This window comes from Paenibacillus bouchesdurhonensis (genome assembly GCF_900155685.1).
GTDB lineage: Bacteria > Bacillota > Bacilli > Paenibacillales > Paenibacillaceae > Fontibacillus > Fontibacillus bouchesdurhonensis.
Window position 1 is genome coordinate 3,343,965 of the sequence record NZ_LT732548.1, and the last position, 15,765, is coordinate 3,359,729.

12 protein-coding genes and 1 pseudogene are annotated in these 15,765 nt (G+C 48.4%); all 13 read right to left on the minus strand.

What is annotated here, in order from left to right; all coding sequences use genetic code 11:
* Positions 1-119 precede the first annotated feature (119 nt).
* Positions 120-2,828 (minus strand): DNA translocase FtsK, encoded by a 2,709-nt coding sequence (locus CZ379_RS19030; RefSeq protein WP_110933061.1) that lies wholly within the window; start codon positions 2,826-2,828, stop codon positions 120-122.
* 61 nt (positions 2,829-2,889) lie between these two features.
* A complete protein-coding gene (locus CZ379_RS19035) occupies positions 2,890-3,120 on the minus strand; it encodes a YlzJ-like family protein (RefSeq protein ID WP_110933062.1) in 231 nt (76 codons plus the stop codon).
* The gene (locus tag CZ379_RS19040) at positions 3,117-3,881 is read right to left on the minus strand and encodes a ClpP family protease (RefSeq protein WP_110934463.1); all 765 of its coding nucleotides are present in this window, start codon (positions 3,879-3,881) and stop codon (positions 3,117-3,119) included. The genes CZ379_RS19035 and CZ379_RS19040 overlap by 4 nt, the downstream gene beginning before the upstream one ends.
* Before the next feature lie 208 nt (positions 3,882-4,089).
* Positions 4,090-5,769, minus strand: coding sequence for a ribonuclease J (locus CZ379_RS19045; protein WP_110933063.1), 1,680 nt, complete (start codon positions 5,767-5,769; stop codon positions 4,090-4,092).
* 225 nt (positions 5,770-5,994) lie between these two features.
* Positions 5,995-6,870 carry a 4-hydroxy-tetrahydrodipicolinate synthase gene (dapA, locus tag CZ379_RS19050; RefSeq protein WP_110933064.1) on the minus strand — a complete coding sequence of 292 codons (876 nt, stop codon included), beginning with the start codon at positions 6,868-6,870 and terminating at the stop codon, positions 5,995-5,997.
* A 25-nt stretch (positions 6,871-6,895) separates the two neighbouring features.
* Positions 6,896-8,116, minus strand: coding sequence for an aspartate kinase (gene dapG / locus CZ379_RS19055; RefSeq protein ID WP_110933065.1), 1,221 nt, complete (start codon positions 8,114-8,116; stop codon positions 6,896-6,898).
* Positions 8,117-8,197: 81 nt separating this feature from the next.
* A pseudogene (locus tag CZ379_RS19060) lies at positions 8,198-8,859 on the minus strand (aspartate-semialdehyde dehydrogenase).
* A gap of 51 nt (positions 8,860-8,910) precedes the next feature.
* Positions 8,911-9,501 (minus strand): dipicolinate synthase subunit B, encoded by a 591-nt coding sequence (locus CZ379_RS19065; RefSeq protein ID WP_110933066.1) that lies wholly within the window; start codon positions 9,499-9,501, stop codon positions 8,911-8,913.
* Positions 9,498-10,397 (minus strand): dipicolinate synthase subunit DpsA, encoded by a 900-nt coding sequence (dpsA, locus tag CZ379_RS19070; protein WP_110933067.1) that lies wholly within the window; start codon positions 10,395-10,397, stop codon positions 9,498-9,500. Before dpsA ends, CZ379_RS19065 begins: the two co-directional genes overlap by 4 nt.
* Positions 10,398-10,576: 179 nt before the next feature.
* Complete coding sequence (dut, locus tag CZ379_RS19075; RefSeq protein ID WP_234404957.1) at positions 10,577-11,026, minus strand: dUTP diphosphatase; 450 nt, start codon at positions 11,024-11,026, stop codon at positions 10,577-10,579.
* Positions 11,016-12,269: a M16 family metallopeptidase gene (locus CZ379_RS19080; protein ID WP_110933069.1), complete on the minus strand. Its 1,254-nt coding sequence runs from the start codon at positions 12,267-12,269 to the stop codon at positions 11,016-11,018. Before CZ379_RS19080 ends, dut begins: the two co-directional genes overlap by 11 nt.
* Positions 12,270-12,443: 174 nt before the next feature.
* A complete protein-coding gene (locus CZ379_RS19085) occupies positions 12,444-13,430 on the minus strand; it encodes a polysaccharide deacetylase family protein (protein ID WP_110933070.1) in 987 nt (328 codons plus the stop codon).
* A 179-nt stretch (positions 13,431-13,609) separates the two neighbouring features.
* Complete coding sequence (gene pnp / locus CZ379_RS19090; RefSeq protein ID WP_110933071.1) at positions 13,610-15,715, minus strand: polyribonucleotide nucleotidyltransferase; 2,106 nt, start codon at positions 15,713-15,715, stop codon at positions 13,610-13,612.
* Positions 15,716-15,765: the final 50 nt, after the last annotated feature.

A 15,765-nucleotide genomic window follows, 5' to 3' on the forward strand; every position in this document is an offset into this window, starting at 1 on the left:
TGACATTATTATGACTACTGTCGCACCTTCCTATGCACCCAAAAAAGAATCCTTTGAGCAAGAAAAAAAATAAAACAGCAGACCCCCTTAAGGATCTGCTTTATCTATAGCCTTATCAATCAAGAAGATATTTTTCCGAGTTTAAACTGCTCCATAGATATCAGAACTTCGCGCGGCTTGCTGCCCTCATAAGGACCAACGATGCCCCGTGCCTCCATGGAATCAATCAGTCTGGCTGCACGAGTGTAGCCGATACGCATCCTTCTTTGCAGCAGCGATACCGATGCCTGCTTCGCTTCCAGGATAATCTGCACGGCCTGATCAAACAGCTCGTCCACGATTTCTTCCGTTTCCTGCACCTCATCATCCACTTCAGGAACGAGGCTGTCATCATACTCGGCCTGGCCTTGTCCGCGAACATAACCCACGATCGCCTCAACCTCCTGATCGCTCATGAAAGCGCCTTGTACACGGATCGGCTTCGAAGCTCCCATCGGCATGAAGAGCATATCCCCGCGCCCGAGAAGTTTCTCCGCACCAGCCATATCCAGAATCGTGCGAGAGTCTACTTGAGATGATACGCCAAAAGCGATGCGTGATGGAATATTCGCTTTAATGACACCCGTAATGACATCGACGGAAGGGCGCTGCGTAGCAATAATGAGGTGGATGCCTGCAGCCCGGGCCATCTGCGCCAAGCGGGCAATCGCGTCCTCAACATCATTCGCCGCGACCATCATTAAATCAGCAAGCTCATCGACGATGACGACAATATAAGAAAGGACGGCTTCCGGATTATCCTTCATCATCAAATTATAGCCTTCCACATTTCGGGCACCGGATTTAGAGAACAGCTCGTAACGCTTCTCCATTTCAACGACAATCTTCTTGAGCGCCAGCGAAGCACGTTTCGGATCGGTAACTACAGGAGCAAGCAGATGTGGAATTCCATTATACACATTAAGCTCAACCATTTTGGGATCGACCATCAGGAACTTCACTTCATCCGGCTTCGCTTTGTATAAAATACTCGTAATAATCCCGTTGATGCATACCGACTTTCCAGAGCCAGTTGCCCCGGCAACTAGTAAATGGGGCATCTTGGCGAGATTTCCGACAATCGTCTGCCCGGAAATATCCCGCCCGAAGGCGATGGACAGCTTCGATTCGGCATCCTGGAACACAGGTGTCTCCATCACTTCCCGCATCGTCACCAGGGAGACCTCATTATTCGGCACCTCGATTCCGATTGCGGATTTGCCGGGAATCGGCGCTTCCATACGAATATCCTTAGCGGCGAGCGCCAGAGCGATATCATCCGTCAAATTCACAATCCGGCTCACCTTCACCCCGATATCCGGCTGAATTTCGTACCTCGTTACGGCAGGGCCTCGAACGACCTCCAGCACGCGCGCTCGTACTCCAAAGCTCTCGAGCGTTGCCTCGAGTTTGCGGGCCGTCTGTTTATAATCCGCCTGATCCCCAGCCTTGCCGCCACCGGCAGGCTTCGAAAGCAAGCGGAATGGCGGCAGCTTATATGGTTTAGGAGCCGGCTTCGGCGGAGGTGCTGCTTCCTCAAGTTTATCCTCTGAATTATTCTCGTCACCTGATATTTCTTCGGCGATTCCTCCAGGAGCCTTAGCCTCCTCACTGGAAGCTTCCTCTGCCTGCGCTTCCGTCTCAGGCAAGTCCAAGTCCTGGCTAAGCGAAATATCCTCTGGCGCCGATTCTGCATCCTCCGGCCATAACGCCGCTCCTTCAACCTGCTCATCCCCTTCGGGCTCAACATCATGCGCACGGCCTTCAAGATGAATGTTGTCGAAGAAATCACGGATAATAGGGCCTACGTCCCCTTGCTCTTCTTGAGCGAGCGGTTCACCGGTTAATGGATCGAATCTGGCAACCGTAGACTCCGAAGAATTTTCTCCATATTCTAGCGCATTCCAGTCCACATCAGAGCGTTGCTGATCGCCTTGATCGACGAGTTCCCCGTCCATACCTTCCTGCATTTCCGCAGCCGTTGCTGCCGGCTTTGGACGAGGCTTAAAATTAAACAGTTGGAAGAACACCGGCTTGTTTCTCGGCTGAGGAGGCGCAGTAAACTCCTCTTCCTCCTCATCTTCATATCCCGCACTCTGTACCGGCTCTGCAGAAGGCCTTTTGGATTTGCTATTGACAGGGACGGGCCTCAGCAATTTCAGCTTTCGGCTGAAATTCGTTCCCAACCCGCCTAAATGTTTACGAATGAGACGAAATAATTCGACATAAGACAAGCCTGTAATTAACATGAAGCTGATCGCCATCATAACGATCATAATCAGTTTTGCACCAGCAATGCCAAATAGGGAATACAGCAGAGCAAATTCCAGGCCGCCTATATACCCTCCGCTTATATCCAAGCCGAGAAGGCTAAACCCGGTATCTCCCAGCGTAGGCTCGAATAAAGCTGTTTGGAGATCATGGTGAATTTGCGACATAATGTTGCCTGCTGACAAAGACACCGATGGAGCCAACTTCTTCTCCATAGCAAATATCGTGCTCATGAGCACGAGTGACAACACAGCGAGCAGCGCTCCACTGCGACGCGTATTCCAGCGAGACGGCCATTTCCGGCTAATCATCACACTAAGTCCAATAAAAATCCCGATCAAAGGAATGACAAAATAAAACTTGCCCAGAACAAGTGCGGACATTTTCGATAATGTCCTACCTACCGCAGCTTCCCCGGACAAGGCAATGATCGATAAAGTAATCAGGATGATCCCATAAATCTCATACTTGAGCATACTGCCCAGTGCTGCCTTTTTTTTCTTCTTTTTTCGTGCCAAACGAAGATCACCCCCTAGATGAATATTATACCATAATCACCGGGGGCAACCTATAGGACTCTTATTGTTTATTTAATATAGGCACAAACGAAATTTGTTGTCCAGGGGAGTATGCAGGATTTAAATAGTCATCCAAAGAACAGCGCAGCAAGCGTATGATCGTCGCCCGATTATGCTCATGCTCCATTCTTACCTGCATTAAAATACCGCCAAGTTCAATCTCAGTATAGCTATCGGATACTTCCTTATCGTCCCAATAAACGTCCTCCGGCATAATCGTATAATGAGTCATTGAGTCAAACCTCCTGCGGATGTCATGCGCCTCGATTCGATCAATGCATTCAATTTTGTCAGCCCTTGACCGATTCCGCCGATTTCGTCAATCAGTCCAAATTTAACCGCATCTGACCCTCCAACAGCTGTACCGATATCTCGATTTAATTCCCCGGTCTTGAACATCAGCTCCTTGAACATATTCTCAGGAATTTTCGAATGAGCCGTCACAAACCTTACAACTCTCTCCTGCATCTTTTCAATATACTCAAAAGTTTGCGGAACTCCGATAACCATGCCTGTCATCCGGATCGGATGGATGGTCATTGTCGCGCTCTCCGCTATAAACGAGTAATTCGAAGCTACGGCAATCGGAACGCCGATGCTATGGCCACCGCCGATAACGACCGTTACAGTCGGCTTAGTAAGAGATGATATCATTTCTGCGATAGCCAGCCCGGCCTCAACGTCACCGCCAACGGTATTCAGAATAATTAATAATCCTTCAATGCGCGGGTTTTGCTCAGCCGCCACTAGTTGGGGAATCAAATGCTCGTACTTGGTCGTTTTGTTCTGCGGCGGCAGTACGAGATGACCCTCGACTTGCCCGATTATCGTTAAACAATATACATTAGATTCCCCAGGTACAGGCACTGCAGTTTGACCAAGCTGTTGAATCGTTTCCACCACTGCCGCTGCTTTATCACCTTCTGGGACAACCGGGGCAGGTTCTGATCCTTCGTTAGATTTTTGGCTCGGTTGCTGTTGTTGCTCTTTCATTTCTTGCACTTCCTTTCGGCCGCTGGCCAGTATTGTCCATTGTAAAGTTAGTATGCCAAGGCCAACCTCCTTCATGCAGTCATTGAAGTAAAAAAAGAAAGCCCCCTCTCCTACAAGAAACCGTCCAATATTACCGGCAGGAGAAGGGGCGACTGCGTGCCCAACCTGAAAAGGTTAGTATAAAATTATTCTTCTATAATATAGTTTTTTACACTTCCATAATAATTGGAAGAATCATCGGTCTGCGCCGTGTTTGCTCATAGAGGAAGCGTCCTAACGAGTCCTTCACGTTCGTCTTCAAAGAAGCCCATTCATTCACGTTCTCACTCATTAATTTCTCGAGCGTACTGGACACAATCCGATTCGCTTCTTCAAGAAGTCCTTCAGATTCTCTTACATATACGAAGCCTCTGGAAATAATATCTGGTCCAGAAACGATAGTTCCATCTTGTTTGCTGAGCGTAACCACGACAACGAGAATGCCGTCCTGAGACAGCAGCTTGCGGTCACGAAGTACTATATTACCAACGTCACCGACTCCAAGGCCGTCAATTAGCACATTACCTGCCGGTACTTTACCCGCTTTGCGAGCAGCACCATTCTGAATTTCCACCATTTCACCGATATCCACTAGAAAAATGTTATCCGGATCAATTCCGACGGATTCACCGAGCAGAGCGTGCTTCCGCAGCATTCGATATTCCCCGTGAACAGGGATGAAGTATTTAGGACGCATCAAATTCAGCATCAATTTCAATTCTTCCTGGCTGCCATGCCCTGATACGTGAACTCCGGAATTAGAGCCGCTATAAATTACCTCAGCGCCAAGTCGGAACAATTCATCAATCGTGCGCCCCACGTATTTTTCGTTGCCAGGTACTGGAGTCGCAGCAATAATGACCGTATCACCAGGCAAAATATCCACCTTGCGGTGAGTTGAACGAGCCATGCGAGTTAATGCCGACATCGGTTCGCCTTGGCTACCTGTGCATAGTATAACTACGCGATCCGCAGCCATTTTATTCACTTCCTCCGGCTCGATTAAGATGCCATCGGGAACGTTCAGATAGCCTAGCTCCGAAGCAATCGACACAACGTTAACCATGCTGCGACCGATAATCGTCAGCTTGCGATCCGTCGAATAAGTCGCGTCGATGACTTGTTGAATCCGGTGCACATTGGAAGCGAACGTAGCAACGACAACCCGCTGCTGAGCCTTGCGGAAAATATCATCCAATACGATTCCGACATTTTTTTCGGAAGGTGTAAATCCAGGCTTCTCCGCATTCGTACTATCCGATAAAAGCGCCAATACCCCTTTCTTGCCGATTTCCCCCATGCGGTGCAAATCAGCAAATTGATCATTGACTGGAGTATGATCAAATTTGAAGTCACCCGTATGAACTACGTTTCCTTCCGGCGTTTCGATGCACACCCCAACCGAATCAGGAATACTGTGATTTGTTTTGAAGAATGTCGCTTTAAGTGTCGAGCCTAGCTGAACTTCCGAATCCGCATGAATCAGCACGCGCTTCGTATCCCCTAGCAGACCGGCTTCCTTCAGCTTATTCTCGACCAGACCTAGCGTCAATTTTGTTCCGTATACAGGAACATTTAAATTCTTGAGAACATAAGGCAATCCGCCGATATGGTCTTCATGGCCGTGCGTAAGCACGATGCCCCTTACTTTGTCACGGTTCTCCGTCAAGTAAGTGATATCGGGAATGACGATGTCAATGCCAAGCATGTCCTCTTCTGGAAATTTAAGGCCAGCATCAATCACAACGATGTCATTGGCATACTGAACGACGTACATGTTCTTTCCGATTTCCGCTACGCCGCCCAATGCAAAGATCGTCAATTTATCATTATTCATTTTTTTGGACAAGTGAATCTAACCCTCCTAGTTATTTGGACGTTGTATATTCAATCACATTAAATTTTTAAATCACCGCACCCAGTCACTTGAAATCATTATACATGATTAAAATGGCAAAAAACAAGTCAAACGCTTTACACTTAGTTAACGTTACCTTGTGCAATAATGAAAAAACCGATGCCCCAAAGGGGAGCATCGGTTCTTGGAAGAAGAGCACATTTTTAACTTTTTCCTTTATGGTAGCAGATTTCGGATAAACGCTGCCTCTTCCTCCGTAGGTGGTATAAGCGGCAAACGTACAGAGCCGACGGCAAGACCTGATTCGTGCAACGCGTATTTTACGGCTACCGGATTCGGTAACGGATGCGGGCAGTCGAATAATCCTTTGAACACAGGGAGCAGCTGCTGATGCAGCTTTGCAGAGTCCGCAACGCGGCCATTTAAGAACGCCTCGATCATTTCCTTCATCTGTTGACCGATAATATGGCTTGCTACGCTGACAATTCCATGCGCGCCAACTGACATAGCGGGCAAAGTCGCCGAATCGTCTCCGGAATATACCTTGAAGCCTTCTGGAGCTCCGGATACGATCTGAGCTACCTGCTCTAGTGATGCGCATTCCTTCGTCGCAACTATATTCGGAAGCTCGGCCAATCGCAGCGTCGTTTCCGCGCTAAGACTTATTACCGTACGGCTTGGCACATTGTAAAGCATGATCGCAAGCTTCGTCGAGCGGGCAATCGCTTCAAAATGACGGTAAAGCCCTTCTTGGTTTGGCCTATTATAATAAGGAACCACGAGAAGCACTCCGTCCACGCCGCATTTCTCAGCTTTTGCCGTCAACTGGATAGATTCTGCCGTGTTGTTGCTGCCCGTTCCTGCGATAATTTTGCAGCGTCCCTTGGCATGTTTCACCGCAAATTCAAATAATGCAACTTTCTCTTCCTCGCTTAATGTAGGAGACTCTCCCGTCGTACCGCATATGACAAGTGAGTCAGACTTCTGTTCCTCAATCAAATAATCCATTAGTCTCGCCGTCTGATCCCAATCGATAACCCCTTTGTCATCGAATGGAGTTACCATGGCTGTAATCAATCTTCCGAAATCCACGTTGTGTCCTCCTCCAAAATAATCGCTAATGGGCTAGTTCAAATTTAGCGTGCAGTGCTCTGAGCGCCTGCACCATATCTTCTTTATTGACGAGCACCCAGATCGTCGTATTTGAGTCCGCAGACTGCAATATTTGTATATCCTGCTCCGTTAATGCCTCCACAATTTTAGCCATAATTCCGGGAACGCCGTTAATCCCGCCACCAATAATAGAAACTTTGGCGCAACCGCTTAATATGCGGGGACGGAAGCCCATCGATTCCAAAATCGCCGATGCTTTGCCCGCATCACTGTCAAATACGGTATAAACGACGCCAGTTGGGGTAACATTAATAAAATCCACGCTGATGGCGTTCTCTGCCATGGCTTTGAATACCTGCAGCTGCAGTTTCGCTTCGGATTGTCCAGATGATTCCACCGTTATCTGAGTTACATTCCCGACATATGCAATTCCAGTTACATATCTGTCGACAACTCCGGTCTGCACATCTCTAAAGCCTTCCGGATTAGCAACCAGCGTCCCTTCGCTTTGTGAAAATGTAGAACGCACCCGAATCGGAATGCCGGATTGCATAGCAATTTCTACGGCCCGGGGATGAATCACCTTAGCTCCCTGATGCGCCATATTACAAATCTCAGCGTAACTGACATGCGGAAGCGCCCTGGCGTCCTCAACAATTCGCGGATCGGCTGTCAATATGCCGTTCACATCCGTGTATATGTCGACCATTTCAGCATGCAATGCCGCACCCAGCGCCGTTGCTGAAGTATCGCTGCCGCCTCGTCCTAATGTCGTAAATTCGCCGTTCAAATTCTGTCCTTGAAATCCAGTTACGATCACGACGTCCCTTTTCTCTAGTTCTTCAAGCACTCGAGACGGGACAACATCAAGGATCCGTGCATTGCCGAACTGGCTGTCCGTCCTGAATCCAGCCTGCGCTCCCGTTAGAACAGTAGAGGTGATGCCTTGACGCTGGAGCAGGCCGCTTAGCATGCTTGCGGAGATGATTTCACCACAGCACAGCAGTAAATCCTGTTCACGCGAGGAAAGAGATCCCCCTGTCTGCTCAATCAAGTCAAGCAGCGTGTCTGTTGCGTAGGGATCTCCCTTCCGACCCATTGCAGATACTACAATTACAAGCCGGTAGCCATTATCCAGTTCCCGGCGAATATGTGTTATGACGTGCTCCCTCGCTTCGGATGTAGAGAGGGAGGTGCCGCCGAACTTCTGCACCATAATGTGCATGCGTATTCCTCCAGTATGATGGCGGATTAAAGCATTACTTCATTCCGTCTTACTTTAAATTGCTGACATTTGCTTGCGGCATTATGCCCTAGCTGCCACGATTTCCGCAATTTGCACGGCGTTCCATGCAGCCCCCTTAATTAGGTTGTCAGATACGATCCACATGTTCAAACCACGCTCGTGGCCGAGATCACAACGTAAACACCCCACAAATACTTCTTTTTTGCCCGCCGCCTCCGTAGCAAGCGGATAAGCTTGGGCTGCTGGATCATCCACTAGTTTCAGGCCAGGAGCATTGGCAAGCACAGTGTTTTCACTTCTTCGAGGTCGTAATCATTCTTCAATTCGACATATACCGATTCAGAGTGACCGTATACGACGGGGACGCGGACACAGGTTGCTGTAACCTCAATGGATTCGTCTCCAAAAGTTTTCTTTGTTTCCCGTACATCTTCATCTCTTCCAGCGTATATCCGTTTTCCTGGAATTTATCGATTTGCTTTGCTGACATCGCCGCCGGCACTGAAGAGTGCGATATCGATGCCAACAAAGCTGTCTTGGCCAGCTTCCTCAACGACAATTTTCTGTCCCTTGAAAGTAAGAACGGTTCCCGCGGAACGAGCCGAAGATAACAGCTCAAATGATCAACTGGAAAATCCCTTTTCTTCCAGCGACTTGATAATTTGCTCTCCTACGGCTCCTGTTGCTCCTACTAGAGCGACATTCAATTTCGTTTCACTCATCTGGCACGTCTCCCCTTCACTAATAAAGCTATATGTGAATAAATTGGTTTCTTACCTGAAACGCTCAATAATGAGTGGTTGATACTGCTTGCCTTCCAGCGCTGCATAAGCCGTCTCGGGAACAAGCTCCATTCGGGCCACAAGCGAGTTCGGCTTGCCCGTCGGATTATCTTGACCGAACGGAACGAAATAAATATTCTTAGCAACGATTAGTTTGGCGATATTCGCCAGGTTAAAACCCAAACCGTCATTTGTCGAAACAGCTAGCACAAGCGGCTTGCCGTTGCGGAGCTGTGCCTTGGAGGCCATTAACACCGGACTGTCCGTCATCGCGTTCGCCAGCTTACTTGTAGTCGTTCCAGTACAAGGAGCGATGACAAGTACGTCCAACAACCTGCTTGGCCCTAGCGGCTCAGCTTCGACAATTGAAGAGATGATATCATTCCCCGTTATCTCTTTTAACTGTTTGCGCCAATCTTCCGACTTGCCGAACCTGGTATCCGTCGTTAAGACCGATTGGGAAATAATCGGAATGACTTTAGCTCCTCCATCGACAAATCGCTGGATCTGTGGCATTACTTCTGCAAATGTGCAATGCGAACCCGTTATCGCATAACCTACCGTTTTTCCCTGCCAATTCACATTTCATCCCCCCGTAAATGGAACTCTTCCGATATCGACTGACAGATCGTGTTCGCCATGATGATTCCAGCCGTTTTAGGAGCTACGATTCCAGGTAAACCGGGGGCAAGAAGCGCCTTGATTCCCCGCTTCTCCGCGAAGCGGAAATCCGTCCCGCCCGGAGCCGAGGCCAAATCGATAATGACCACGTTACGGGGCAATTTAGAGATGATTTGTGCTGTGACTATCATAGTCGGAATTGTGTTAAAAATCAAGTCAATCTCCCCTGTGTAAGCGGCCAAATCCGTTGCTACGAAAGGCTTCCATCCCATTTGGATCGCCCTGGCGACCTGATCCTCCCGGCGTACTCCTGCTCTCACCGTCGCCCCAAGCCCTTGCAAGGTTTGCGCTAGAGTAAAGCCCGTTCTCCCCAGGCCAAGCACCATGCAGGTAGAGCCATGAATCGTAATGTCTGTATGCTGAATTGCCATCATCAAGGCACCTTCAGCCGTCGGAATCGAGTTGTATATAGCGACATCGTCGCGTTCCAGCAGCTCGATTAATTTGAAACTGAATTCGGCGGCCATGCGCTTGAGTAAACTTTTGGCCATCCCTGTATAGACCGCCGTCCCTTCCCGAATTGCCGCAAACATTTCTCGGCTTACTTCGATCTCCTCCTTGGCGAACGGCGCACCGACTCCCCCTTGGTCATCGCAACCGACCACCGGGAATACAATGACGTCAGCTTCCATTAACAGGCCGGGAGACAGCTTATCATGCGAAACTCCGAAGAGAGGAGGCTCCAATTGATCGAAACCGACTACCTTCACTGTTGCGTCCAGCTCCGTGCACTTGTTAATAATTTCGATCTGCCGAGCGTCCCCGCCAATGAACACTATAGTTAGTCCGGTAAGCATCGTGGACGTCCTCCTTTCAATCTAGCACAGTATAGACCATCTTATGCCGTCGCCTACCAAGTGGTGAAACCGACTTCTTCCTAGCCCTGACTAGCACAAAAAAAGCTTGCTAAGCTCCGTACCGTTAGGTACAGAACCTGCAAGCTTGCATCATTGTCATGCTAATCGTGACTGGCAGATTAATTTCTACCCGTATGGCCGAATCCACCAGCACCGCGTACGGTAGCGGACAATTCGTCCACCTCAACAAGATTCACCTCGGGAACGATTTGGAATACCATTTGAGCAATACGCTCCCCCCGACGGAATGTGAATGGTTCTACTCCATGATTAATGAGCAGTACTTTAATTTCTCCGCGGTAGTCCGCGTCAATGGTTCCAGGGGTATTCAGGCAAGTAATGCCATGCTTGAATGCCAGTCCGCTGCGCGGGCGGATCTGGGCTTCAAGACCTCCCGGCATAGCCAGAGCAAAGCCGGTTGGAATCAAAGTTCGCTGTCCCGGCTGGAGCACGATTTCATCTGTAATTGCTGCACATAGATCAAATCCGGAAGCCAGCTCTGACATCTTACGGGGAAGCTCAAGATCTTCATTTCCTGCTAAACGGTTAATTTGGACTTCATACGACAAGTTCATCTCTCCTTATTCCTGACAATACCCGATCAGAGGAACCGACCATAGCTAAAGCATAGGGCTGCTTAAACATCCCCTGCAGCACATCGTTGATATCCTCCATCGTCACTGCTTCTATTCGTGAAATAATTTCATCCAGCGTATAATGGCGCCCGAGCATAAGCTCATTTTTGCCCAGCCGATTCATTCGGCTGCTCGTGCTTTCCAAACTAAGGATCAGACTGCCCTTTAACTGCTCTTTCCCTTTGCTCAGTTCGCTCATCGTAAGGCCGTTAAGGGATACATCATGCAGTATTTCCTTGGTCAGCTCCAGAACGTCCTTGGTTTGCTTCGGCGCGGTGCCCGCATAAACAGTAAACAGGCCGCTATCCGCATGAGAGCTATGGTAAGAAAAAACGGAGTAAGCCAGTCCCCGCTTCTCGCGAATTTCCTGGAATAGCCGAGAGCTCATCCCCCCGCCCAAAGCGTTATTCAGCAGCACCATGGCATACTGGTTTTTATCACCGATTTGTAGCCCAGGGAAGGACATACAAATGTGGTTTTGCTCCGTTTTTTTACGGTGAAATTTCATGTCGCCCAGGAAATCGGGAGCGGTCAGTCCGCCTTCCATTCCTCTTGCGCTGAATCCGCCAAAATGCTCCTCCAGCAGCTCGAGAATGTTGTCATCATAATTTCCAGCGATGCTGATGACCGTGTTATCGATCGTATATTTTTCACGCATATATGCCTTAAGATGAGATGGGTCCATAGCTTGAAGCTGCTCCTCTGTGCCAAGAATAGGCAGAGCAAGAGGATGACTGCCATAAGCAGCTTCGGATATAAGATCATGCACCATATCATCCGGCGTATCCTCATACATGGCGATCTCTTCCAGAATGACATTCTTCTCTTTACGCAGCTCTTCCTCATCAAACAACGATCTAAAGAACATATCTGACAATACATCTACAGCAATCGGCAAATGTTCGTCCAGTACTTTGGCATAGTAGCAAGTATACTCCTTTGACGTAAAGGCATTGACATTTCCGCCTATGGCGTCAAACTGTTCAGCAATCTCTTTCGCATCAAATCGTTCAGTTCCTTTAAAAAGCATGTGTTCTATGAAATGGGAAATGCCGCCTAAATCGGGACTTTCGTTCCTTGATCCGGTCTTGACCCATATGCCGAACGATACCGAGCGGAAGGTTGGGATTTTCTCCATAACCACCCTCAGGCCGTTTTTAAGTTGCGTTTTGTGCACGAAAGGCCCTCCTAAAAAGTTTTACGAAGTAAAACTTACTTCGTAAGCATACGCTTGTTTTGCAGAGCTTTACTGCTTTGAGATACTTCGCAGCAAAACTCGCTCCATAAGCATCCACTTTGTTTTACGAACTCCATGAAATCATCATTATCCTATCAAAAAAAGCAAGATTCCTCAACTCCCCGGCTTGAATACGCGATCACTCGAAAGCGTCTCCTCTACCGTTCCAAGCACCAATCCCTTATTCCGAATAACTGCGATCATTTCCTTCAACGCTCGGCTTGATGAATCCGTTGGATGCATCAAAATGAGAGTACCCGGCTCAACCTTATTGGATATCTTCTGAACGATGCTGGACGGGAGCGGTTTTTTCCAATCGACGGTATCCAGCGTCCAGAGCACCGTTTTCAATCCATAATCAGACGCTTGCCGCACGGTACGGTTATCAAAATCACCCGAAGGCGGGGCAAACCAGCGATTGTCCACGCCGAGTTCGCTTTTCAGCAAATCCTTTGTTTTGGAAATTTCCATTCTGGCCCGATAATCCTCCAACTGGCTCATATTGGGATGAGAATATGCATGATTCTCCAGTTGATGCCCTCTCTTCTGGATTTCCTTCGCCAGATCAACATTCTTCTTCAACCAACTACCATCGAGAAAAAAGGTTGCTTTGACCTTAGCTGCATCCAGCGTGTCCAACATCGGTATAATGAACTCATTGCCCCAAGCGACGTTTATCATGAGTGCAACCATGGGCTTATTCGGATTCCCGCGGTATATCGGCTCGGCTGCTAAGTCCTCCAAATTAACACGAGGCTTCGTTTCCCGGTACTGATAAGGAATATCCGCCCCCCGTGGAAGTTCTTTTGCTTTTTGATATGTTTTATCGACATCCACTTCAAGCCCGTTATACCCCGGGATCGCCTTCCAAACACGGTCAATCACCGCATCTACAGGCTCTTCACGGCGTTTGGCAGCTTCCTCCCGAATGGTATTCATCAGTTCATCATCACTACCGGCTTCTGCAAATAATCGAAATGCATAATCGCCGCTCGGCTTGATCAAGCTTCCTTCTAAAAATGTCCGAATTCCACCCCATTGCCAAAATGTAAGCACAACGACGATTCCAAGCGCTATCGCGATGAATTTATTCCGCTTCATGACAGGCCCATCCCTTCAACCCGGTTTTGTCCTCATCATATGAAGACAAGTTCTGTATTATGCAGCCTTCAGGTTGTCCATGTAGGAAATGATCTTAAAAAAGTGCAAATTAAAAAAGAGCCAGAATTTTGCATTCTGTCTCTTTTCCCGCACATTTTGTCATGAAATATGGGGATGGCTTAGGATGATGGTTTAGCGGCCTCTGCAGTTAATACTGCTTTGCGGGAAAGATTCACGCGACCTTGCTGGTCGATTTCCGTAACCTTTACAGTTACCGTATCACCGATTGCAACAACATCTTCCACTTTAGCAACACGCTCCGTTGAGAGCTGAGAAATATGAACCAGACCGTCTTTGCCCGGCAGAATCTCCACAAAAGCGCCGAACTTCTCGATCCGTTTTACCGTACCCACATAGATCTCTCCAACGACAACTTCCTTCACGATGCCTTCGATAATTGAACGTGCCTTATTATTCATCTCTTCGTTCGTGGAAGCAATGAACACACGGCCATCCTGTTCAATATCGATCTTTACGCCAGTCTCTTCAATAATTTTATTGATGATCTTTCCGCCAGCGCCGATTACATCGCGGATTTTGTCCGGATTGATGTTCATGATAAGAATTTTTGGCGCATAAGGCGACAAGCTTTCCTTTGGCTTCTGGATGCGTTCCATCATTTTAGAAAGGATATGCATGCGTCCTTCTCTAGCTTGAGATAATGCGTCTGTTAAAATTTGGCGGTCGATGCCGTCAATTTTGATATCCATTTGGATAGCAGTAACTCCATCCGGCGTGCCGGCTACCTTGAAGTCCATATCGCCCAAATGATCTTCCATGCCTTGAATATCGCTTAGAATCGATACTTGATCTCCGTCCTTGATCAGACCCATTGCAACCCCAGCTACCGGAGCTTTAATCGGCACACCAGCATCCATCATCGCAAGCGTACTCGCACAAATACTTGCTTGAGAAGTCGAGCCGTTCGATTCCAGCACCTCAGAGACCAGACGAATTGTGTAAGGGAACTCCGTCTCCGGCGGAATGACTTTGGACAACGCTCTTTCGCCGAGAGCCCCATGTCCTACTTCACGGCGGCCTGGAGCACGTAGCGGACGAGCTTCACCGACACTGAATGGCGGGAAGTTATAGTGATGCATGAATCGTTTGGATTCTTCAAGATCGATCCCGTCTAGAATCTGGACATCACCTAATGCACCAAGCGTACATACGCTGAGCGCCTGTGTCTGACCACGAGTGAACAAGCCTGAACCATGCGTACGCGGCAGCAAGTTGATGTCGCATTCGATCGGACGAATTTCATCCAATTTACGGCCATCCGGGCGCACTTTATCGTGAGTGATCAGTCGGCGCACTTCTTCCTTAACGATATCATGGAGAGCCTCCATAACATCCTTCAGAAGCTCTGGAGACTCTATGTACTTCTCCTCAAAATGGGCCATAGTCTCATCATTAATCGCATCGATTGCATCTTGACGAGCATGCTTCTCAGCGATTTTAACCGCTTCAACGAGACGAGCAGCAGCGAATTCACGAACCTCGCGATTGACCTCAGCATCTACGGCATGAAGCTTCACTTCCATCTTCTCTTTGCCGGACAGCTTAACGAGTTCTTCAATGACGGCCACAATGTTCTTAATTTCCTCATGACCGAACATAATCGCTTCCAGCATAACTTCTTCTGACACCTCGTTCGCTTCCGCTTCCACCATCATGATGGCATCTTTCGTTCCAGCGACCACGACATAGATATCACTTGCTTCCTGTTGGGCTACATCAGGGTTAATGACAAATTTCCCATCCACGCGTCCGACGGCAACACCGCCAATCGGGCCGTTAAACGGTACGTCCGAAATGCTGAGCGCTGCAGATGTACCAATCATAGCTGCGATTTCCGGCTCGCAATCCTGATCGACACTCATTACCAGGTTCACGATTTGCACATCGTTGCGGAATCCTTCTGGGAACAGCGGACGAATCGGGCGGTCGGTTAGGCGGCTTGCCAGAATCGCCTTCTCGCTTGGTCGGCCCTCCCGCTTAATGAAGCCTCCTGGAATTTTACCGACTGCGTACAATTTTTCTTCATAGTTAACGGTTAGCGGAAAGAAATCGAGATCTTTCGGCTCGGATGAGGCTGTCACCGTACACAAAACGGCAGTATCACCATAACGCACCATAACCGCGGCATTAGCCTGCTTGGCCAAACGACCGGTTTCCAGTATAAGAGGTCTTCCTCCCAACTGCATTTTCACATGATTCTCCATGAAATCCCTCCTTATTACAAATAGAAATTCGTTATAGACTTCATTATCTC